This is a genomic window from Bacillus sp. ABR (assembly GCF_056172715.1).
Genome location: NZ_JAOYSL010000003.1, coordinates 75,595 through 97,332, shown reverse-complemented (window position 1 = coordinate 97,332; position 21,738 = coordinate 75,595). Strand labels below are relative to the sequence as shown.

General features: G+C 39.1%; 28 protein-coding genes. 13 read left to right on the top strand and 15 right to left on the bottom strand.

What is annotated here, in order from left to right; all coding sequences use genetic code 11:
* The first annotated feature begins 13 nt into the window (after positions 1-13).
* The 5 genes from OIT90_RS10590 to OIT90_RS10570 all read left to right on the top strand — a co-directional run bounded on the left by OIT90_RS10590 (position 14) and on the right by OIT90_RS10570 (position 1,435).
* The gene (locus OIT90_RS10590) at positions 14-139 is read left to right on the top strand and encodes an FbpB family small basic protein (protein WP_003211002.1); all 126 of its coding nucleotides are present in this window, start codon (positions 14-16) and stop codon (positions 137-139) included.
* Between the two features lie 51 nt (positions 140-190).
* Positions 191-334, top strand: coding sequence for an acid-soluble spore protein N (locus OIT90_RS10585; RefSeq protein WP_008357830.1), 144 nt, complete (start codon positions 191-193; stop codon positions 332-334).
* Between the two features lie 14 nt (positions 335-348).
* On the top strand, positions 349-591 hold the full coding sequence (tlp, locus tag OIT90_RS10580) for a small acid-soluble spore protein Tlp (RefSeq protein WP_024427090.1): 243 nt from the start codon (positions 349-351) through the stop codon (positions 589-591).
* 106 nt (positions 592-697) lie between these two features.
* Positions 698-1,120 (top strand): acyl-CoA thioesterase, encoded by a 423-nt coding sequence (locus tag OIT90_RS10575; RefSeq protein WP_024425143.1) that lies wholly within the window; start codon positions 698-700, stop codon positions 1,118-1,120.
* A gap of 3 nt (positions 1,121-1,123) precedes the next feature.
* The gene (locus tag OIT90_RS10570; RefSeq protein ID WP_039178934.1) at positions 1,124-1,435 is read left to right on the top strand and encodes a hypothetical protein; all 312 of its coding nucleotides are present in this window, start codon (positions 1,124-1,126) and stop codon (positions 1,433-1,435) included.
* A 39-nt stretch (positions 1,436-1,474) separates the two neighbouring features.
* Here OIT90_RS10570 and OIT90_RS10565 read toward each other — a convergent pair whose 3' ends face one another.
* Positions 1,475-1,762 (bottom strand): HesB/YadR/YfhF family protein, encoded by a 288-nt coding sequence (locus tag OIT90_RS10565; protein WP_247544144.1) that lies wholly within the window; start codon positions 1,760-1,762, stop codon positions 1,475-1,477.
* Between the two features lie 98 nt (positions 1,763-1,860).
* The gene (gene plsY, locus OIT90_RS10560; RefSeq protein ID WP_024425146.1) at positions 1,861-2,442 is read right to left on the bottom strand and encodes a glycerol-3-phosphate 1-O-acyltransferase PlsY; all 582 of its coding nucleotides are present in this window, start codon (positions 2,440-2,442) and stop codon (positions 1,861-1,863) included.
* Positions 2,443-2,596: 154 nt separating this feature from the next.
* Between plsY and OIT90_RS10555 the strand changes: the two genes are divergently transcribed.
* From OIT90_RS10555 to parC, 3 genes are all read left to right on the top strand, one after another.
* Complete coding sequence (locus OIT90_RS10555; protein ID WP_039178937.1) at positions 2,597-3,010, top strand: CoA-binding protein; 414 nt, start codon at positions 2,597-2,599, stop codon at positions 3,008-3,010.
* A 417-nt stretch (positions 3,011-3,427) separates the two neighbouring features.
* Positions 3,428-5,395, top strand: a complete 1,968-nt coding sequence (gene parE / locus OIT90_RS10550) for a DNA topoisomerase IV subunit B (RefSeq protein ID WP_039178939.1) — start codon at positions 3,428-3,430, stop codon at positions 5,393-5,395.
* Positions 5,396-5,397: 2 nt separating this feature from the next.
* The gene (gene parC, locus OIT90_RS10545) at positions 5,398-7,836 is read left to right on the top strand and encodes a DNA topoisomerase IV subunit A (protein ID WP_059375377.1); all 2,439 of its coding nucleotides are present in this window, start codon (positions 5,398-5,400) and stop codon (positions 7,834-7,836) included.
* Between the two features lie 54 nt (positions 7,837-7,890).
* On the opposite strand, the gene OIT90_RS10540 is transcribed toward parC, so the two are convergent.
* The 4 genes from OIT90_RS10540 to OIT90_RS10525 all read right to left on the bottom strand — a co-directional run bounded on the left by OIT90_RS10540 (position 7,891) and on the right by OIT90_RS10525 (position 10,943).
* Complete coding sequence (locus tag OIT90_RS10540; protein WP_254966705.1) at positions 7,891-8,016, bottom strand: hypothetical protein; 126 nt, start codon at positions 8,014-8,016, stop codon at positions 7,891-7,893.
* 43 nt (positions 8,017-8,059) lie between these two features.
* Entirely contained in the window at positions 8,060-8,395 is a 336-nt protein-coding gene (locus tag OIT90_RS10535; RefSeq protein ID WP_039178946.1) for a hypothetical protein, read from the bottom strand.
* A gap of 194 nt (positions 8,396-8,589) precedes the next feature.
* Complete coding sequence (locus OIT90_RS10530; RefSeq protein WP_474892531.1) at positions 8,590-9,762, bottom strand: MFS transporter; 1,173 nt, start codon at positions 9,760-9,762, stop codon at positions 8,590-8,592.
* Positions 9,763-10,361: 599 nt separating this feature from the next.
* Positions 10,362-10,943 carry an NAD(P)H-dependent oxidoreductase gene (locus OIT90_RS10525; RefSeq protein ID WP_474892530.1) on the bottom strand — a complete coding sequence of 194 codons (582 nt, stop codon included), beginning with the start codon at positions 10,941-10,943 and terminating at the stop codon, positions 10,362-10,364.
* Positions 10,944-11,065: 122 nt separating this feature from the next.
* On the opposite strand from OIT90_RS10525, the gene OIT90_RS10520 reads away from it, so the two are divergent.
* Entirely contained in the window at positions 11,066-11,407 is a 342-nt protein-coding gene (locus OIT90_RS10520) for a winged helix-turn-helix transcriptional regulator (protein WP_039178956.1), read from the top strand.
* A gap of 343 nt (positions 11,408-11,750) precedes the next feature.
* On the opposite strand, the gene OIT90_RS10515 is transcribed toward OIT90_RS10520, so the two are convergent.
* The 5 genes from OIT90_RS10515 to OIT90_RS10495 form a co-directional block, all read right to left on the bottom strand.
* Positions 11,751-12,854 (bottom strand): threonine synthase, encoded by a 1,104-nt coding sequence (locus tag OIT90_RS10515; protein WP_474892529.1) that lies wholly within the window; start codon positions 12,852-12,854, stop codon positions 11,751-11,753.
* Between the two features lie 72 nt (positions 12,855-12,926).
* Positions 12,927-13,301, bottom strand: coding sequence for a RidA family protein (locus OIT90_RS10510; protein WP_041085166.1), 375 nt, complete (start codon positions 13,299-13,301; stop codon positions 12,927-12,929).
* The gene (locus tag OIT90_RS10505) at positions 13,298-13,966 is read right to left on the bottom strand and encodes a helix-turn-helix transcriptional regulator (protein ID WP_474892528.1); all 669 of its coding nucleotides are present in this window, start codon (positions 13,964-13,966) and stop codon (positions 13,298-13,300) included. Before OIT90_RS10505 ends, OIT90_RS10510 begins: the two co-directional genes overlap by 4 nt.
* A gap of 139 nt (positions 13,967-14,105) precedes the next feature.
* Positions 14,106-14,786 (bottom strand): TetR/AcrR family transcriptional regulator, encoded by a 681-nt coding sequence (locus tag OIT90_RS10500; RefSeq protein WP_474892527.1) that lies wholly within the window; start codon positions 14,784-14,786, stop codon positions 14,106-14,108.
* Between the two features lie 42 nt (positions 14,787-14,828).
* Positions 14,829-15,998 (bottom strand): FAD-dependent oxidoreductase, encoded by a 1,170-nt coding sequence (locus tag OIT90_RS10495; RefSeq protein WP_474892526.1) that lies wholly within the window; start codon positions 15,996-15,998, stop codon positions 14,829-14,831.
* 210 nt (positions 15,999-16,208) lie between these two features.
* Here OIT90_RS10495 and OIT90_RS10490 point away from each other — a divergent pair, with 210 nt between their 5' ends.
* A complete protein-coding gene (locus OIT90_RS10490) occupies positions 16,209-16,397 on the top strand; it encodes a hypothetical protein (protein WP_039178972.1) in 189 nt (62 codons plus the stop codon).
* A gap of 72 nt (positions 16,398-16,469) precedes the next feature.
* Here OIT90_RS10490 and OIT90_RS10485 read toward each other — a convergent pair whose 3' ends face one another.
* The 3 genes from OIT90_RS10485 to OIT90_RS10475 all read right to left on the bottom strand — a co-directional run bounded on the left by OIT90_RS10485 (position 16,470) and on the right by OIT90_RS10475 (position 18,000).
* Positions 16,470-16,817 carry a DoxX family protein gene (locus tag OIT90_RS10485; protein ID WP_039178975.1) on the bottom strand — a complete coding sequence of 116 codons (348 nt, stop codon included), beginning with the start codon at positions 16,815-16,817 and terminating at the stop codon, positions 16,470-16,472.
* A 116-nt stretch (positions 16,818-16,933) separates the two neighbouring features.
* Entirely contained in the window at positions 16,934-17,359 is a 426-nt protein-coding gene (locus tag OIT90_RS10480) for a MarR family winged helix-turn-helix transcriptional regulator (RefSeq protein ID WP_041085171.1), read from the bottom strand.
* A 68-nt stretch (positions 17,360-17,427) separates the two neighbouring features.
* The gene (locus OIT90_RS10475; protein ID WP_058838659.1) at positions 17,428-18,000 is read right to left on the bottom strand and encodes a TetR/AcrR family transcriptional regulator; all 573 of its coding nucleotides are present in this window, start codon (positions 17,998-18,000) and stop codon (positions 17,428-17,430) included.
* Positions 18,001-18,182: 182 nt separating this feature from the next.
* Here OIT90_RS10475 and OIT90_RS10470 point away from each other — a divergent pair, with 182 nt between their 5' ends.
* Together OIT90_RS10470 and OIT90_RS10465 are read left to right on the top strand one after the other, a co-directional pair.
* Positions 18,183-19,109 carry a DsbA family protein gene (locus tag OIT90_RS10470; protein WP_474892525.1) on the top strand — a complete coding sequence of 309 codons (927 nt, stop codon included), beginning with the start codon at positions 18,183-18,185 and terminating at the stop codon, positions 19,107-19,109.
* An 11-nt stretch (positions 19,110-19,120) separates the two neighbouring features.
* Positions 19,121-19,438, top strand: coding sequence for a monooxygenase (locus tag OIT90_RS10465; protein WP_099663307.1), 318 nt, complete (start codon positions 19,121-19,123; stop codon positions 19,436-19,438).
* A 48-nt stretch (positions 19,439-19,486) separates the two neighbouring features.
* Here the strand turns inward: OIT90_RS10465 and OIT90_RS10460 are convergent, their stop codons facing one another.
* On the bottom strand, positions 19,487-20,434 hold the full coding sequence (locus tag OIT90_RS10460) for a carbon-nitrogen hydrolase family protein (RefSeq protein WP_126681912.1): 948 nt from the start codon (positions 20,432-20,434) through the stop codon (positions 19,487-19,489).
* A 99-nt stretch (positions 20,435-20,533) separates the two neighbouring features.
* On the opposite strand from OIT90_RS10460, the gene OIT90_RS10455 reads away from it, so the two are divergent.
* On the top strand, positions 20,534-21,430 hold the full coding sequence (locus OIT90_RS10455; protein WP_186319787.1) for a LysR family transcriptional regulator: 897 nt from the start codon (positions 20,534-20,536) through the stop codon (positions 21,428-21,430).
* The last annotated feature ends 308 nt before the right edge of the window (positions 21,431-21,738 follow it).

The window sequence follows — 21,738 nt, the reverse complement described above, 5'->3', positions numbered from 1 at the left end:
GGAGGTGAGTGGAATGAGAAGAAGAAAACGACGCACATTTGAAGAGCTTGTGCTTGAAAATAAAAAAGAATTATTAAGCAATGAGGAATTTTTAAACCAGCTTGAAGAAAAGTTGGAAGAACGATTTAGACAAAAATAAGTCATGAATTATCCGTTTTCGTTCATCCTAAAGAAGAGGGAGGGATGAATAATGGGTAGAGAGCATGATAAACAAGCGCAGTTTACGCCAGACCATTTAGGGACAAAACCTGTAGCATACAAACGGAATAAAGGTAAAAAGATGCATAATAAATCAAATGAACAGCCAGATGTGATACAGACAAAGGGCGAATAAGGAGGGGAATCATCATGAATAACGAGTCATATCAATCCAATCCAGATGATCGATCTGATAATGTTGAAAAGCTGCAAGATATGATCGAGAACACACTTGACAATATCGATGAATCTGAAGCAGCGATGTCCGTTTCGACTGAGACAGAAAAGCAAATGATCAAACAAAAAAACGAAAACCGCAAAATGAGTATTGACGCGATGCGTTCTGAGATAAAGGACGAAGAAGCAGCAAGAAAGAATGGCTATACTGAATAAACCAGGGATTCCTGGTTTATTTTATTGCCTCTTTTTAGAAGAACCATTTGGAATGTGGTAAAATGGCAGAGACAGACCTTAGGTTTTGATAGGAGAGCGATGAAACGTGTATGTATCCAAAAAAGAAATAGAAGTCCGTTATGCAGAAACAGATCAAATGGGCATCGTATATCATGCCAATTATTTAATCTGGATGGAAGTCGGCAGAACAGCATTGATTAAAGAATTAGGGTTTTCCTATGCGCAGCTAGAAGCAGACGGTGCTCTTGCACCTGTTATAGACTTGCAGGTTCAATATAAAAAACCATTGCTGTATGGTGAAACAGCAACCGTTCATACATGGATTGAAGAATATAATGGTGTCAAAACGGTGTATGGCTATGAAATTCAAAAACCTGATGGACAAACAGCGATTACAGGGACAACCTCACATATTTGTGTAGATAAAGACACCTTTAGACCTATTCAATTTAGAAAAGCCTTTCCTGCTTGGCATAAAGTATATGAACAGTCGAAGAAGCAGGTTTAATTTATGGCTTTTGGTATTAAACGAAGCGATTTAAACGCTTGGAAAACAGCTGTCCAGGAAGGAAAAGTTGCTTTTTTAACACACTACTGGCTCGATGACCGTTTTCCAAATGCCAATACCGTCACAAAAGCAGCCTGTCAGGATATGAAGCGGTTAGTTGAGTGGGGAGAAAGACATGGACTAAAAAAAGAATGGATTCATGACCGCGAAGGGTTTCCTCATTTTGACTTGATCGGTGAGCCGCAAAAAAGAATTCTGCAAAAGGAACGGTCTTTAGGAAACATTCAAGAGTATGGGCTGTATATTGAGGTGTAAAACAAAAAAGATACCCGAGGGATGAGGTATCTTTTTTGTTTATTCATAATGAAATTCTGGTTCTTTCACGGACTCGTTATAATCAATATGCAGATCATGGTTGTCAAAGTACCAAATATCACTTTCCTCAATAAAGAAAGTAATACCTTCTATTTCAGCAGTTGCGCCGACATTTTGAGGTTCATCTTTTGCGACGCCGAGAGAAAAGCCTTTTTGAACATTACTGCACCCGCCATATCTCACAAAAAAGCGAACTTGATCACCTTTTTCTAAATCTAATTCATCCTTGTACCAATTGAGTGCATCTTCTTTTATTGTTAATTTCAATGTGATCGCCCCTTTTTGAAGTCATGCTGTTTTTTAAAATGCAGGATGCAAAAACAGCTTTTCTTTACTTTTACCACATATTTAAATGGATGAAACGGCTAGAGCCATTTGATTTTCGGTTCAGTTTTGTTGAGAATTCGTTTGAGGTTGGCGATGTGTCTGTAAATCACAAAGCCAGCAAGAACGGCAACAACAATGATTAAGAATAGGTCTTTGGTGAATATGCTGTAAATGAATGTATAGATCCCGGTCAGCATAGATGATAGTGAAACATATTTACTAATGTATAAAAATAAGAAAAAAGCAGCGATCATCGTGATAAATAGGAATGGGGCGTAAAATAGCAGCACACCGCCTGATGTAGCGACTGCCTTTCCCCCTTTAAATTTTGCAAAGACAGGAAAGCTGTGACCGATAACAGCAGCAACTCCTGCTAATAAGGGATGGATGTCCAGCTGCATGAAAAACGGTAAAGCTGAAGCAAGCGTCCCTTTTAGGATATCAGCAGTAATCACAATAGACCCTGCTTTTACGCCAAGTGTACGAAATGCATTCGTCGCACCTAGGTTTCCGCTGCCATGTTCACGGATATCGATACCCTTTGCAGCTTTCCCGACAATGAGACCGGATGGAATACTGCCGAGAAGATAAGCCAAAATAAACATCAAAGCAATTAACATCTGCATAACTCCTTTATATTCTCCCTCTTGTCTTACATTTTAACATGATCTTGTGAAAAACATGGGGAACTTTTTTTGAAAAAATCCAAAGCAGATGGATTCAGCTTTGTTTTTAAGCAGAAATTCGCTAAAATAGAGGAAAAGGAGTGTCTTGATGAACAATCCTACGAAAGAAGAAATCGGCCGTATATTAAAGAGCAGTAAACGAATTGCTGTTGTTGGATTATCAGATCAGCCGCACCGGACGTCTTATATGGTGTCTAAAGCGATGCAGGATGCCGGGTATGAGATTATCCCAGTGAATCCAACGATCGATGAAGCACTCGGTGTGAAAGCAGTCGCTTCTTTAAAAGACATAAAAGAGCCTGTTGATATCGTCAATGTCTTTAGACGTTCAGAGTTTTTGCCAGAGGTGGCAGAAGAGTTTCTCCAAATAGACGCACCTGTTTTTTGGGCGCAGCAAGGCATATATCACGATGAAGCGAAAAGGCTGATTGAGGAAAATGGCAAGGTCGCCATCATGGATTTATGTATCAAGGTGGCTCATGCGTTGACAAAAACTCATTAATTCGTCAAAAATCCTTGGTTTTTCAAGGATTTTTGCTTTTTTGTTGCAGAAATATATTTGCGATTCTAGAAGAAAGCGATAAAATAAGGCGACAGGGACATATCGGCGGCCTTGCATATCGAGAAAAAGAGCGATAAGATAAATATAGAACATTTGTTCTGTTTTGCTAAAACCATCATATGATTGCATTTGGCTTATGAAACAGTCTTGTTTATAATGGACTTCTAGTTCTGATTGCAGAATGTAGAATGATTCTCATAGCTGTGCAAAAGAGCATGTATTGGTCAATCCCACATGCATGGTGATGATGCAGCTTATTAAAGTGGACAGTAATGAGCAGCATGATCATCATTAAAATCTAGAGAGATCATTTGATGATTAGCCGGTTATGTTTGTTAGTGAAAGGGGATTAAGCATTTGGTTAAAAAGCAGCAAGTAGATTATAACGATGATTCTATTCAGGTGCTAGAGGGGCTTGAAGCGGTCCGTAAACGTCCAGGGATGTATATTGGATCTACGGATTCCCGCGGTCTTCATCACCTTGTCTATGAGATTGTAGACAACTCTGTCGATGAAGTGCTCGCTGGCCATGGAGATCATATCATTGTCAAAATACATAAAGATAACAGCATTTCCGTCCAAGATAAAGGGCGAGGAATGCCTACTGGTATGCATAAGCTTGGAAAACCGACACCTGAGATCATTTTAACGGTCCTGCACGCAGGCGGAAAATTTGGTCAAGGTGGATATAAAACAAGTGGTGGACTTCACGGAGTTGGGGCATCGGTTGTGAACGCGCTGTCAGAATGGCTTACTGTCACGATTGAACGGGACGGATTTATTTATCATCAGCGCTTTGAAAACGGCGGTAAACCTGTCACATCACTTGAAAAAGTCGGAAAATCGAAAAAAACGGGAACACTAATTCATTTTAAGCCGGACCCAACCATGTTCAGTGTTACGACCTATAATTTCGATACATTATCAGAACGTTTAAGAGAATCTGCCTTTTTATTAAAAGGGTTAAAAATAGAGCTGATCGATGAACGGCATGATGTACAAGAAACGTTTTATTATGAGACAGGCATTGAAGCCTTTGTTGCTTATCTAAATGAAGAAAAAGATGTTCTAAGTGAAGTCGTCTCATTTGAAGGAGAGCATCAGTCCATTGAAGTAGATTTTGCTTTTCAATTTAACGATGGCTACTCGGAGAATATCCTTTCCTTTGTCAATAACGTCAGAACAAAAGATGGCGGAACACATGAGTCTGGCGCCAAAACGGCCATGACGAGAGCCTTTAACGAATATGCACGCAAAGTGGCCCTTTTAAAAGAAAAAGACAAAAATTTAGAAGGCACTGATATTCGCGAAGGACTGTCTGCTATTATTTCTGTCAGAATTCCTGAAGAGCTGCTTCAATTTGAAGGGCAGACAAAAGGAAAGCTTGGGACAAGTGAGGCTCGTTCAGCTGTTGATGCTGTTATTTCTGAAAAACTTGCGTATTTCCTTGAAGAAAACCGGGAAACAGCCACTCTTCTTGTGAAAAAAGCGATTAAAGCGCAGCAGGCAAGAGAAGCTGCTAGAAAAGCCCGTGAAGAAGCGAGGAGCGGCAAGAAACGGAAAAAGTCTGAAGCAACGCTGAGCGGAAAATTAACACCTGCCCAATCTAGAAACCCAGCAAGAAACGAACTATATCTAGTAGAGGGTGACTCAGCGGGCGGGTCAGCTAAACAGGGACGTGACCGTAAATTCCAAGCGGTTCTGCCTCTGCGCGGAAAGGTCATCAATACTGAAAAAGCAAAGCTTGCTGATATTTTCAAAAATGAAGAAATCAACACCATTATTCATGCAATTGGTGGAGGCGTCGGTGTCGATTTTAATGTGGAAGACATCAATTATGACAAAATCGTCATCATGACAGATGCGGATACGGATGGAGCGCATATTCAAGTGCTTCTCTTAACATTCTTCTACCGCTATATGAAGCCGCTGATTGAGCATGGCAAAGTGTTTATTGCACTTCCGCCTTTATATAAAGTCAGCAAAGGCTCAGGAAAAAAAGAGATTATTGAGTACGCATGGTCTGATGAAGAAATGGATGACGTATTGAAGAAAGTTGGAAAAGGGTACACGATTCAGCGCTACAAAGGGTTAGGTGAAATGAATGCCGACCAGCTATGGGAAACGACAATGAATCCAGAATCGAGAACACTTGTCAGGGTCAAAATTGATGATGCTGCACGTGTGGAACGCCGCGTCACAACTTTAATGGGTGACAAAGTAGAACCACGCCGTAAATGGATTGAAAAGAATGTCGCCTTTGGACTTGATGAGGAAAGCAACATTCTTGAAAATGAAAACTTGTCGCTAGCTGAGGAGGTTTAAACATGGCACAACAAGAACGATTTCATGATTTACCATTAGAAGAAGTAATCGGCGACCGGTTTGGGCGCTATAGTAAATATATTATCCAAGACCGTGCGCTTCCAGATGCACGTGATGGTCTAAAACCCGTACAACGAAGAATTTTATATGCGATGTACGCAGAAGGAAATACGCAGGATAAAAACTTCCGTAAAGCCGCTAAAACAGTCGGTAACGTGATTGGTAACTACCATCCGCACGGGGACTCATCTGTTTATGAAGCGATGGTAAGAATGAGTCAGGAATGGAAAGTACGAAATGTGCTGATTGAGATGCACGGAAATAACGGGAGTATTGATGGAGATCCGCCTGCTGCCATGCGTTATACGGAAGCAAGACTGTCTGCCATTGCTTCGGAGCTTTTAAAGGACCTAGACAAGGAAACGGTCGAATTTGTTGCAAACTTTGATGATACAAGCAAAGAGCCAGTTGTATTACCAGCAATGTTCCCAAATCTTCTCGTGAATGGATCAACAGGGATTTCAGCTGGTTATGCGACAGATATCCCGCCGCATCATCTTGGAGAGGTCATTGATGGCGTCATTAAGCGAATTGAACAGCCGCATTGTACGGTTGAGGATTTAATGACAGTCATCAAAGGGCCGGATTTCCCAACGGGCGGTATCATTCAAGGTGTAGACGGTATTAAGAAAGCGTATGAAACAGGAAAAGGGAAGATCATGATTCGCGGAAAAGCGGAGATTGAAACCATCCGCGGCGGACGCCAGCAAATCGTGATCACAGAAATTCCTTACGAAGTGAATAAAGCCAACCTTGTCAAAAAGATGGACGAGTTCCGAATTGAAAGAAAAGTAGAAGGTATTTCAGAGGTCCGAGATGAAACAGACCGTACTGGGCTTCGAATCGTAGTAGAGCTGAAAAAAGAAGCAGATGCAAATGGTGTGCTGAATTTCTTATATAAAAACTCAGATCTGCAAATCCCGTATAACTTTAATATGGTAGCGATACATAATCGAAGACCGACCTTAATGACGCTGACAACTGTACTAGATGCATATATTGCCCATCAAAAGGAAGTGGTGACGAACCGCTCAGCGTACGAGCTTCGAAAAGCGAAGGAACGCCACCATATTGTAGACGGTTTAATTAAGGCACTTTCCATCTTAGATGAAGTCATTGCCACAATCCGCTCCTCTAATGATAAGCGAGATGCAAAAAACAACTTGATGGCGAAATATGATTTTACAGAAGCACAATCAGAAGCGATTGTTTCACTCCAGTTATATCGTTTAACGAATACAGATATTACGCAATTAAGAGACGAAGCAAGAGAGCTTGATGTGCGCATCGCAGAGCTTGAAGACATTTTAGCGAACGAGAAAAAGCTGCTGAAGGTCATTACAAACAGCCTGAAAAAGCTCAAAAAGACATATGCTGATGAGAGAAGATCCGTCATTGAGGAAAAAATCGAAGAAATTAAGATTAACCTTGAAGTGATGATCGCATCAGAGGATGTTTACGTGACAGTCACGAAGGATGGTTACATTAAACGAACAAGCCAGCGCTCCTATGCTGCATCTAATGGTAAGGACTTTGGTATGAAGGATACTGACCGTTTGATTCATCAGTTTGAAATGAATACAACGGATGTTCTTCTACTGTTTACGAATAAAGGAAGCTACATTTATTGTCCTGTTCACCAGCTGCCAGATATACGCTGGAAAGACATGGGGCAGCATATTACGAATATCATTTCGATTGATCGCGAGGAATCAATCCAAAAAGCCATTCCAATAAAAGAATTTGATGAAACGTCATATCTTTTATTCTTTACGAAAGGTGGAATGGTGAAGAAAACAGAGCTTCTTCAATATAAAGCGCAGCGTTATTCGAAACCGCTTGTCGCCTTGAATCTAAAAGGTGACGATGAACTCGTAGATGTTCATGTCACAACAGGACAGCAGGAATTGTTTATTGCAACGAAAAATGGTTACGGTTTATGGTTTGATGAAGAAGAAGTAAGTGTTGTTGGACCGAGAGCGGCAGGTGTCAAAGGAATCAACTTGAAGGAAGGGGACGAGGTAGTCTCTGGCCAGATCATTGATCCGAAGAACGATGTCCTTGTGCTCACAACACAAAGAGGGGCTGTAAAGCGAATGAACCTCTCTGAATTTGATAAAACATCAAGAGCGAAACGCGGAGTTCTTATGCTGAGAGAGTTAAAGAAAAACCCACACCGTATTGTGGCTGTGATCGCTGCAGCGCTGCACGATACACTTGAGATAGATACCGAAAAAGGCACAACAATTCCACTAGATATTTCTACTTTAAGAGCGAATGACCGCTATAGCAATGGGTCATTTATTGTAGATGAGGAAGAGCAGGGAGAAGTGACTCATGTCCTTCTGACTCCTGAACGTGCACCAGATGACAATAAATAAGCAAACGAAAACCCCCTGCGATTGGCAGGGGGTTTCTTTTTATATACAGGTCAATTAGCTCTCGTGGTTGCCAAACATGCTTGTAATGGCGTGCACTACTTCAATTCCTTGGTAAACGAAAAGAGAAAGTGAAGTGACAGAGAATAGACCTAGAATGAAAATTCTTAAGAAAAATAACATCGTGTAAAACCTCCCAATTTTTGTTTTGATTTAGATGGTTGGGTTAAACACGAGCTTGTCGGAAATAAGAAGATTGATAGAACACTGCAAGTAAATGCTTCTTTTTCCGGTCAAATCGATCAGTATGAGTGATGCGCGCAAATCCAGCTGTCATACTGCCAATAATCAGCAGTGCTGTAAATGCGGCAAATACTGCGCTCACATGTTTTTGTTTCTTTTCATCGCCCATTGTCTGGACGATTTTCATTTCATGTGATTCTTGATCGGCAACCACCTTCGCATGATGGTATACCTGAACGGAATGAGGCATTGAGAACAAATGAAAACTTGCAAGTGCTATACATAAAACACCTAATTTTAATAGCATATTTTTTTTCATTTTTCTCACCCCTTCCTGGTTATTTTCATGATCTTACCACGTTTTCAGTTATTTGAAAAGTCTTATTTTTTTACTTTCCCTCTTTAAAAAAACGATAAACATCAGGACATCTATAGGACTGTTTCACTTCATGAAAGGTTTCAATTTTATTTTTTAAATTTAAAAAAAGTGCCATGATCAAGGATCAGACACGTTTAGTGAGCTTGTAATGAATGTGGTTTTGCTACAGCTTTAGTAAAGATTCCTGCAATACATATGGCAAATAGAACAAAGATAAAGGCATGAAGCAGTCCAACTTGATTAGCAAGCAGCCCTAAAATAGGAGGGCCGGAAAGGGAGGCTGTGTAACCAGATAAGGTCACAATACTGACGCGTTTGACAGCGTACCGGCTATCATCGCCAGCTGCAGAAATGGTCAGCGGAAAGCCTAAAGATGCGCCAAGTCCCCATAAAAAGATCGATATCATACATACAACAAGTGAAATCTTTAAAATGACTAAGAATAGTCCGGCAGCTGCTGATAAAATGGCCACTCTTAGCAATAACACTCTGCCAAAGCGATCAATCAATCGTCCGCTGATCAGTCTGCCGCTAATCATGCCGCACAAAAACAAAGCATAGATGACCGTACTCATGGAATGTGAAACTTGATAGCCATCCACCATTGCAAGTGGAATCCAATCATTGGCCGAGCCTTCGACAAACGCAAGACATAAGGCGATCATCGCAAGAGATATCGTTCGTTTGTTCAGCCATGCCGTTTGAGTAGGCTCAACTGTATCTGACTGCATCTCATGCTGATCTTTTCCTGTCCCATGCGGGATAAACCGTGTACAAATCAATATGCTGAGGAAGAATAGAAGGGCAATAGCGAGAAGGTGTATCAATACAGAAACCCCTAGATGGATAAAAAGAATACCAGCACCTGCTCCAATTAACGTCCCAATGCTAAAGGAAGCGTGCAATATAGGCAGAATGGTTTTGTTGATGCTGTACTCAATCTCTGTTCCTTCTAAGTTCATCGCTACATTACACATGCCAGAGCCTGCTCCAAAAAGAAAAAGACCAGAAGTGACGACAAAGATAGAAGAGAGCGTTGAACCAATGGCAAGAGTAGTGAATCCAAGGAACATCAAAAAAGCACTGATCACAATCGCCACTCGGCCGCCTTTTTTGCGGACGAATACATTTGAAAGAACAAGCCCAACAATTGAGCCAACAGATAAACCGAGTAAAATAAGTCCCATTGTTCCTGTGTTTGCTTGTAATAAATCTCTAACTTCCGGTGTCCGCGAAAACCATGTAGAAATGGAGATTCCAGACATCGTAAAGATCACAATAATTGCTTTATACCACTTTAATTCCATCTAATCCCTCACATTTAAAGATATATATGTTATTGAACAAATCTACTCGATTATAAATGAGACTTGCTGATTCGTAAATAACAGGAGGGAGGAACGTAATGAAAAAATGTTAGTCAAAAGAAATTTCTTTTGGTGAGAGGTGGAATTGATGGATACAATGATTAATGAGCATGTTTCAAGTGTAATGTTGGACTAGATGTTTTGACATATTAGAACGAAAAAAGCATTTATTTGGTAAATACACAATCGAACATCAACTGGAGCTATAATGAACGATTGATAGCAAAGCTCATAGCATCTGGCGTTGTTGTGACAAAAACGTTGCAGCGAAATGTTTATGGCCATGAAATCGTCAGAATATCATCAAAGCATTTAGATGAATCAATTTAAAATTGATTTTTTCTTTTTTGTCTCAATAAGATAAGTATACTTAGTTTTGAGACAAAGGAAATTCGTTTGTTGTTTAACTTCCTAGAATATATATTATGTAAACTAAGAAATGAGAATACATATTTAATTTTTCACAACCTCTACCACCTTCTCAATAAATTAGATTGGTCGTAAAGGTTGTGCCTTTCCTTATTGGCTGCAACAGTAAATTAAATACTTTGGGATATTTCGTTTAAAAATATTTTTCTCTTTTCATCTGTTGTTAAGTTAACTCTTGAAAAATGAATCCATTGGGTGTCTTCATTTTTAAGTCCCAAGTCAGCAAGAGTTCTGTTAATAAAAACGCTTTGAATCGCATTCCCACCTTCAGATTCTATATAATCCTTATCTGTTGTAGATGTTGAGATCACAGTTGTTTTTTTAATATTTGTCAATAAACCTTTTAAAGCCCCAGTGTTTTTATCTTCTAAGAATGCGAAACCTCTTAACATGACTTTATCAATAAATCCTTTTAAAATTGCAGGTAAATCCCACCACCAGACAGGAAATATAAATATTAATTCAGTTGCCTGACTTAATTTCTTTTGATAATCCTTAACTAATTGATAAGGTGTTTCGCCTTTAATAAAATACTTCAATTCTTCAGCTGAAAAAACGGGATTAAACCCATCTTTATATAAATCGATCACTTGAAATGGTTCTCTCTTTGTTTCTAGATTTTCTGTAATGGAAGTCAAAATGGCACGATTATAGCTTCCGTCCCAAGGATGTGCATAGACAATCGTTTTCATTATTCATTCACCCTTTTTTGTTATTTTCATCATATTTTGATGTACATTCATTTTATTGTATGCTATAACGTACTACAAGTACGGTAATTAAAGTGCGATACTAACCTAAAGGAGAGTGTGAAATGACGAAAGAATCCTTTACAGCTAATGTTGACCTAAAAGAAACTGGATTTGGGTATACTTTATCTTTAATTGGTGGGAAATATAAGATGACGGTACTGTATGCCTTATATGCAAACAATGGTCCTATTCGCTATAATCAGTTAAAACGAATGCTCGGGACTATCTCTTTTAAAACATTAACCAATACACTAAAAGAACTTGAAGCGGATCAATTAATTAATCGTAAAGAATATCCTCAAGTGCCTCCAAAAGTAGAATATAGTTTATCGGAAAAGGGATTATCATTGATGCCTGTATTAGATGCGATTTGCTATTGGGGAGAAGAACAAATGAAAAAATAGTTAGAAGTTGAGTGAAATTGTACTTTTGGGCAAAAGAGATTGTGCATTCAGGCAAGAAAAAGAGCATCTCTCTTGAGATACTCTTAGAATGATAATGAAACAGCTATTTTTCGACCTCTTCCTATATAAATCCCAATACCTCATTTTGTTCATGCACTAGTTCCATACCTTCTGCTAGATAGAGAGCGTTCATTTTATCTATGTCATCATCTACTAGCCAATGGCGGATCAGTTGACGCAATCTCGCAGCAACGGTCTGACAAACCTCTGGTGATAAGTAACTATCAGAATCGGATTGTTCCAGCAATGGGATGATGTCATCTTTCAAGTTGTATTCTACGGCTTATTTTGACTTAATCCCTGCCCCGCAAAGAGGTATGACGATGGTTTCTTTTGATTCCTTTTTATATTTCAAGTAGCCGGCAAAATTGACTGCAGATGTCACTTCCACATAAAATCCTTTTTCACTTAGTTTAGAGCGTGCATTCAATATTTCATCTTCTTCAATATCTATAAATGTACCATTGGTATCTTGTACAGCTTGTAGAATTTGTTTGGAGCGCGCCGGGGCAGCAATGGCTATCCCTTCTGCTAAGGTCCCTGTATTCGTAACAGGCGATGCTGATTCCTCCTCGTTTTGATAAGCTTTCACAAGAGGTGCACAGTTTTTCGCTTGTATGGCAATGATTTTCGGTATTTTATGAATCAAACCATTTTCAAATAGCTCTTTAAAGCCATAATACGCTCCTAGAAGGAGAGTGCCGTTTCCAACCGGAATGATTACAGCATCTGGAGCTCCTTTTATTTGTTCATAGATTTCATATGCGTATGTTTTTGTCCCCTCAAAAAAATAAGGATGATACACATGGCTTGCATAAAAAACGTTTTCGTCGTCTACTGCTTTTTGGGCTGCAGCGGCAATGTCCTCGCGTGTACCACGAATTTCTTTAATCGTTGCTCCATGGGCTTTTATTTGAGCGACCTTTTTAGGTGAAGTTTCATCGCTTAAATAGATGTCACATGCAATCTCGCAACGAGCTGCATAAGCGGCAATCGCTGTTCCTGCATTCCCGCTGCTATCCGCAATGACTTTTGATACCCCTAATTCCTTTGCCTTTGTCATTAAAACAGCAGCTCCTCGATCTTTAAAGGAGAGTGTAGGCATCATATAGTCAACTTTTACATAAGTATTTGGCTCATTCGGATCTAAAAGGATTAAAGGAGTTTGACCTTCACCCATTGTTACAGATTCCCAAGTCTTAGAACCCTTTGAAAAGGGCATGGTTTCAACATAACGCCATAATGAGTTTGGATAGTGATCCCAAGCCGCCATATCTATTTTAGGGGTATCTTTCACCAGGTTTAATACGCCGTTACAATCACATTTCCATAGGGTTGTTGTCATCTCATATTTTTTCCCACAATCGTTACAAATCAATTGATTCATCGATCATCATCCCCTTCGAATAATTTTTTATACGAAATATACTTTTTTATATATCATAGGCAAAAAAATATTCTAAATATAAGAAATAGCATCAATTTCAATTTTGAAACCGAAATGTAATTCATTCGTTGGTACAACAGTACGTGCTGGTTGATGTTCACCGAAAAATTCAGTGTAAACCGCATCTACCTTGTCCCATAGTTCAATATCAGAAATGTATAATGTCATTCGCAAAATCTTTTCTTTTTTACTTCCAGCCGCTTCAACAATCATCTCGACATTTTTAAGCGCTTGTAATGTCTCTTCTTCAATAGGGCCGAATTCTTTTTCTCTCGTTTCAGGATTGATGGCAAATTGTCCTGAAACATAAACGGTGTTTTGATGAATGGTTGCGAATGCATAGTGTCCGTTGGCTTTTAGATTCCCTACCTCAAGGATGCTTTTCATTTCGTTTCTCCTTCATTCGATTTATGTTTGATCTCATCCAAATAGCTATAGACAGTGACTTTAGAAATACCTAACATAGATGCGACCTTCTCAACTGAACCTTTCATTAAAAAAATTCCCTTTTCATCCATGAACCTTATTAATTCAATTTTTTCATGGCGTTTCATGACTGGGTGAACACTATTTTGAATGATCTGTTGAATCAATTGATCTACGATTTCTTCCACATTTTCAAGATCATCATTTGTTGTTGTTGTTTCATTCTCTTGAACTTCAACTTTTGTAGAAAGAAAAGTATCCATAAATTGCTGCATTTGATTCAATGCTTCAACATCAAAATTGATACAGAATGCACCAATCACCTTTTGCTCGGAATCACGAATTAATGAAGTCGAAGAACGAATGGTACGGTTGTCTTCGGTTTTAAATGTATACCCAGCGAGATAATCTTCTTTAAAATCTTCTGATTGTAAAACAGTCTTTACCAAATGATCAAATGATTGACCAATTTTTCTTCCCGTCACATGATGATTGACTGTAAACATGACTGATGCTTGAGGGTTCGTTAAATCATGAATCACGACTTCACAATTTGGTCCAAACATTTTTGCAGTAGATTTTGCTAAAGGAATATAGCTCTGTAATAAATTCTTTATATGTTCCATGCCTAAGCACCTCATTTGTTTATTCCACTAGATTATATAATTTTTTATATGCAAAAACAATATATAGATTTTTTTATACGTTTTGAAAAAGTGGAGAAAATATAAAAAAGCAGCCTTTGACTGCTTTTTTTGCTCCTTTCTAATTGATTTTTTGCTGGATCCCTGACAAAATGACGTCAATTCCCCACCTGAACCGTTCCAGTGATACGGTATCACCTGCAAACATTTCTTTTTTCAGGCTATGGATAAAAGGAAACCGCGTTTTGTCTGCATCATGAAATGTTTTTTTTGTATCTGAAATTTGCGAAGAGCCTTGTTTCTTCCAAGAGACCTTTTCGTATGCTACGGAAGATACGTATAACAGTAACAGGTCTACTCCCCATGCAGCGGATGTAGATTTGATTCCGCCTTTATGCAGTGTAGCGAGAAGATGTTCGGTCAACTGTAAAAAGTTCGTTCCTTGCGGGATGGTGGAAAGAGAAATTTCAGCAAGACCAGGCTTTTCGTATAGCAGCAGGAAATAAGTATGCAATATGTCAAATAACTGTTCTTTCCATGTGCCACCCGCTGAATTTGGGTAAACCATTTGGCCGAGACCATAATCCAATACGTAAGCACTTAGTTCTTGAAAATTGTTCACGTAGACATACAAGGATGCAGGTCCTGTATCTAATGCTTTAGCCACTTTACGCATACTCATGCCCTCTAACCCTTGCTCCTTAAGAAGGTCAAAGGCAGTTTTCACAATGAGTTCACGGCTTAAGGGCTCTTTAGCCGGCTGAGACCGACGACTGATAATACGACGATTTGAATTGTTCATACTCTCTTTATAACATGTCAAAGTCAAATAGTAAATTGAGCATCAATCTCCGTTTTCTTGAAAAGAATTCATCATATCTGCAAGCTTGACCGCAGCGTTTTTTGAAAAACACAGTTTTAAACTTTTCTCCGATTCATGAGCTTTCTCCGATGAATATTGGTACATCATGTCTTCGTATTGTTCTATAGCCTTTTCGATATGATGAGGATTTCGGACAATCGCAAGTGCGAGTTCCATTGCATCAAACATCGCCATGTTTACGCCCTCCCCTGCGAATGGCGACATGACATGAGCTGCATCACCGATAAGAGTTACTCCTTTTTGGCGGTTCCATTTAAAACCGACAGGAAGCGTATAAATCCGTCTTGGAATGATGGCATCTTCTGCATAACGAATATAATTTTTCAGCTGATCGTCCCAATCACTAAATAACTCTAATAATTGTTCTTTTGCTTCTTTCGCTTGATGAAAAGGAATACCACAAGCCTCAATCCAGTTACGTTCTACCATAAGGCTTGCATACACTTTTATTCGTCCATCCCCGTTTAACTGACCAATCAGTCCTTTGTGGTCTGCTAAAGCAAACATCTTCCCGCGTTTATTAAATGCAGCTAAATCAGGGTGATTCACCTCTACGTTGAGGATATTCAGTTCCAGCATCGTGAGTCCGGCGTATTCAATATCAATATCTGTTAACAGAGGACGCACACGAGAAAAAGCACCATCTGCTCCAATTAAAAGATCAACTGTCTCGACAACTCCGTTTTCAAAATGAAGCTCCGTCATGCCGTTTTCTAGTGAAACGCAACTTTCTAGTTTATATCCATATTTGATGTTTTCAGCATCAATTTGATCTAACAGCAGTTCGCACAAAACACCACGGTCAATTTCTGGGCGGGTGCCTTTTTGATCTGGTTCCGTTTCTTCATCTAAATAAATTTTTCCTGACTTATCAAGTAATCGGAAATCTTCTCCTTCATAGCGTGCGTTCCTTTGAAATTCCTCATAAATTCCCGCTTCTTTTAAAGCTTTTTGGCCTGTTTCTTCGTGAATATCCAGTGAGCCCCCTCTTTCAAGACTCTTGTCATGCACCTCTCGTTCATAAATGGTTGTTTGTATACCGTAATTTTGCAGTATTAAGGCGAGCGTTAGCCCCCCAGGTCCTCCTCCAATGATAGCGATTTGCTTTTGATCCCTAGATAATGCCGTCATCGTATGCATCTCCTCTTCTTTATAAAAATCGTTTAAAGCCATATCTCATTTATATTATAACGAACACCGTTCGTTAAGAACAGTGTTCGTTTAAAAAAGTTTATTTTACGAGTGCTTTAATGAAAAGAAAGCCATCGCTCGTCACTATATGATACACTCCAAATATGATTCTTTTCGATTGTTTTCATTATGAGTGTAAGAGGTGTTTCTATGAATAAATTACTAGCAATGTTGATATTAGGATTGAGCTTTAGTGGTGCCGCTCTCATTCTTTCTGTCCCTTTGTTATTCAAGTCCAAACTAGAACAATCTGAGCTCGTGTTTGCTGCTGGATCAGCGGGCGCTTTTGCAGTATTTGCTGTCTCATGCTTAGTTCTTCGAAAACAATTCAATCGCTAAAAAACCTAAACATCATCCACCATTAGAATAGTGGAGATTTGTTTAGGTTTTGTGACTTACCTTGATATGAACTTAAAGAATGTGGTACAAGCTGATCCCAATACTGAGAGCGAATAACACAAGTGCCGGGATTGCTTTTTTAAAGGGATCTTTGGCCAATACGATCAGAGTAAGTGCAGCTGCCAGCATCGTGCCTCCTAACAATAAGCCTGATAATATTGCGATTGTTGGCATCCATATGCCGATCAGCATTCCAGCTGCGCCTATGAGCTCAAAGGCTCCGGTTAAAACATTAAAAAATGCAGGTAAACCAAATCGTTTGAACTCTTCTGCCATTTTCCCTGATATAATTTTCGATCCTGTTACAAAAAAGAAAGCGGCCAATATCATTTGCAGAATAAGTATGAAAATCGTGATCACATCTTCCTAAGTTATTTGACTGAAACAATCCGTCCAAATGGACAAAATTTCAGCTGATACAATTTATATGTCATAGCATATATCGGACATAAACAGTTCGTTACAGATTAGACATTTCAAGATTCATAGTGTGAATGAAATAATTTGTTTAAAAGTAATTTTAATTGTTGAATCTCTTCATCGTTTAATTGCTTTGTTACCGTTTGATGTGCATCCATGACGACAGGAAGAATGGCCTTTTTGACCTCGTCCCCTTTTTCTGTTAAAAGCAGATGATGTGAGCGCCGGTCTTGTTCATTATAGATCTTTTTGACAAGCCCTTTTCGTTCCATAGACTGGATCATTCTGACGACAGTGGTTTGATTTTTATCAATTCCTTCTGCCAATTCTTTTTGAGTAGTTCCCTTTTCACTACTCAGAATACTTATAATACTCCATTGTTCAGGAGTGACCCCGTAAGGCTTTAACCTGTTCGTAAAATAATTTGTCATTTTGAGATCGGTACGATGAACGAGATAGCCTATTAAATCTTGTAAATCCATGTAAACACCCTCTATGAAATTTATATGCTATAGCATTTATATTAGTGAAGACTTTGAAAATTGTCAAATCATCCATCTGCTTGTTTAAAATCAATCCCTGACAAGATATATGGCACTGCTGATTTGATAAACTCCTCTGAGGATAAGTGCGAACTATTTTTTCTCCACTCAACAGAAGCTCCGTGAATTCCCCAACTTAAAAAAACAGCTGTGACCTTCAGAATTTGCTTTTCGACATTTGTATATTGATTGATTAACAATTGATAAAAAATAATTTCAAGCTGCTCCCTCACAATAGGAGCAAGTTCAGTTTCATATTCTACTTGGCAGCGGTTATGCAGAGATTGTTGGAAATTCGTTAGTGCTTTAAAAATATTGATAATCGTATCTTCATCTAGTTTACGATGATTGAAATTTATACTTTCTAAATTAATCGATAATACTTCTGATAGTGTTTTATCCAGCAAATCGTATTTATCCTCAAAATGATAATAAAACGTCGCGCGGTTGATCATGGCTTCTGCCGTGACATCTTTGATCGTAATATCCTTAAATTCCTTTTTCGATGAAAGTTTAATAAATGACTCCATGATTAACTTACGCGTTCTTAGGACCCGAGGGTCTGTCTTTGGCTGTGGCATCTTATCCCTCCTCCTTTTTCAACACATCTATCAATCTGTTGGATAAACAACAAATTGAAGAAATTATTGGTGTTGGTCTCACTCATTGTGTCTTAAGATTTAATTGTAAAGTAAATCATTGCTTGATTCAAACAAACTGATAGGGAATAGCGTTCCTACAAAATTTAAGGAGGTAAATGAAATTGAAAAACAATGAGATGTTTTGTGATATAGAAACAGGTGTATGTGGTGTAGGTGAAGAAGAGGATATTCAGGTCATTGATTTTCAGCAACCTAAAAAAACAATAACGCTCTATTATGTAACAGATCCGATTTGTTCGCATTGCTGGGCAATTGAACCTGTGCTGCGTCGATTTAAAGAGCAATATGGACATTATTTTCATTTCCAGACTGTGTTGGGTGGACTGTTAGAGAAATGGCATGGCGGTCCAATTGATCCTGCAAACGGAATTTACAAACCTGCTGATGTGGCTGGTCACTGGAGAGAGGTTGGAGAACATTCCCGCATGCCAATTGATGGATCCTTAATGATTGACAATCCTGTTCAATCTTCCTACCCGCCCTCTCGCGTGTTCAAAGTGATTCAAAAATATCATGATGATGCACTAGCCTATACTTTTTTACGCCGTGCGAGAGAAGCGCTATTTGCATTCAATCAAAATATATCGGATATCACGGTGTTAATTGACATCGTCAACGATCTTGGACTTAACGGAGATGTGATTGTCCATGAAGCGGAGCTGCCAAGCGGCCAGGAATTATTAAATCAAGATTTTACTCTAGTTCGAGACCTTGGTGCTAGAGGTTTCCCAACGATCATCTTCGTCAACGAAGAAAATAAAGGAGTCAAAATCACGGGTGGCCGCTCATTTGAAGTCTATGTTGAAGGATTAAAGCAAGCTTTAAACACTGAAGAACTTGAACCGAAAAAACGCCCAGCTGTTTCTACCCTGCTCGAAAAAGAAAAACTTCTATTTTCTAAAGAAATTGAAGTGATGTACGATGTTGACCAATCAGATGTACGGTCTTTTATGAAGAAAGAACTTCCGCAGCAGCAGTATCAAATGAAAGAAGTGCTGGGGGAACTGTATTTTACAACTTCAACATAAGGAGAATGACGATGGCACATTTATTACAGGTGGATTTTAAGATGAAAGGCCCTTTCGGCGATGAAATGGCAAAAGAGTTTGCTGATTTAGCGAAAAGTATAAATGAGGAAGACGGATTCATATGGAAAATATGGACGGAGAATCCGGAGAAGAATGAGGCTGGCGGAATCTACTTATTCGAAACAAAAGAAGCAGCTGAAAACTATCTTGAGATGCATTCTAAAAGAATCACTAGCTTTGGAATAACAGACATCAACGCTAAAATCTTTAACATAAATGCTCCTCTTACTCATATCACAAAAGGTCCATTAAAAACTCATCAAGGTTGACACACGAAAAAAAGAGCGGCTGATGGCTGCTCTTTTTTTCGTGTGATTTCATCGATTCATCCACTTTACATTTTCTTTTTTCTCTTCATTGACGACAAGTTGGAAGATATCAGGTCTTGAATAATGCCCCACTACATCGAAGTCGAATTGACTAGAAGAAATATCACGCAAATCAAGATCTGCCAGCAGTATCTCTTCCTGACCATAGACAGGTTCTTTTATATATTCGCCTAAAGGACCGACTATTGCACTCCCCCCTCGGCACATCTCATCAGGAGAAGATGCTAATTCATCATAGCAGGCTAAATCTTTAGGATACATCTCTTTATTCACATATTGATTACAAGATAGAACGAAGCATCGGCCTTCTGCGGCAATATGGCGAATCGTAGATTGCCATAGTTCCCTGGAATCTGCCGTAGGGGCTATATAGATTTGGACGCCTTTTGCATACATCGCTGCTCTAGCTAATGGCATATAGTTTTCCCAGCAAATTAAAGCGCCTATTTTACCGTACGGTGTATCGAAAACCGGCAGTGTGCTGCCATCCCCCTCTCCCCATATGAGTCGCTCGGAACCTGTCGGCTTTAGTTTACGGTGCTTTCCAAGTAAGGTTCCATCTGGTCCGAAAAACAATACGGAACAATATAAAGTCCCGCGACTTGATTCATCATCTCTTTCAATGACACCGATGACGAGGTAGACACCAGCTTTGCGGGCTGCTTCTCCTAATCTGTCTGTTGTTCTACTTGGAACTGGAACTGAATTTTCTAAGTAACGAAGCCAGTCCTTTCTTCCTTCTGGAGAACGGCTTCCTACTGTGGCGCCAAAAGCTAGTCCTCTTGGATAAGCTGGTATAAAAGCTTCAGGAAACACAACAATATTGGCTCCTTTTTCTCCGGCCTCAAGTGTTAACGAAATGGCTTTTTCAGTACATGCTTCTCTATCCATAATGACAGAAGCAGCTTGAACAACAGCAACTTTACATGTAGACATCTTAACCCCTCCTTATTCTCAGTGTAAAAATAAACGTTTATCATGTACAATATATCATCATCATAATGAGTATGCCTTATTGGAATAATGGAGGGTAAAATGAACATACGGGACTTTGAAATATTTAAAACGATTGCGGATTGTGGAAGTTTTTCAAGAGCAAGTGAAAAGCTTTTTATCGCCCAGCCTTCCCTCTCTAAAACCATTCAAAAATTAGAGAAAAAACTGGGTGTCATCCTTTTCGATCGGTCAAATCGAATTTTCAAGTTAACGGATGAAGGAGAGCTTGTATATGAAAAAGCGATTGCGGTACTGCAGCAAATGAATGAATTGCAAATGGAGCTCGGTGATACCGAAACGCATATTCGGGGCCATTTAAAGATCGGTCTGCCGCAAATAATTGGTACCTTTTTCTTTTCGAAAGTGGCAAAAGCTTTTACTCAAAAGCATCCAGATGTGACGCTCGAAATGATTGAGGAGGGCGGCTTACATGTAGAAAAACTCGTTGAGAAAGGCGAAGTAGATGCGGCCTTTATTGTCATACCTGCCCAAAGTCATGAATTAGAAGAACAACTCATTTTTGAAGCGCCGTTTGTGGCTTGTTTACCAAAAAATCACGCTTTAAAAGATGAACAACAGCTCTCGCTCGAACAGCTTAAAGAGGATAAATGGATATTGTTTGATTCTTCATTTGCGTTAAGTCAAGTGATTTTAGAAAGTTGCCGTAAGGAACATTTTGTTCCCGATGTCGTTTACAGCACAACACAATGGGATTTGCTTTTGACATTAGTTCGTGATGAATTAGGAGTTGCGATCATTCCAAGTCCTTTAACGGACATGTATAAAGAGGACATTTGCGTAAAACCAATTAGCAGTCAATATATTCCCTGGAAAATTGGCATTGTCGTGAAGAAAGGTCGATATAAAACACGTGCTTTGAAGGCTTTTTTAAAAATCGTCACGGATATATACCATGGAGAAACAAAAAAAGCCTAATTCTCTAGGCTTTTTTTCATTTTGGATCGCTTTCTGCTCGTTATCTTAATCAAGTTCACGCCATCGTATGATAGACTTTCTGTGTGCTTCCGGCAGTATAGCCGCCAGTTGGTTCTGGGAATGCACCATATCTTTTCATTCTTTTGTCCACCTTATGATTTAAAGTGAGTGTGAAAGACACATTGCAAGATAAGCGCTCTCAAAATGATGACCGCTCTCTTTATGTTTCGAGCTTTATGATATAATAACTTGTCAATGTAAGCCGTTTAGTGAACAGAAATGAACTTTCGGAAGGTATTCATCCTGGT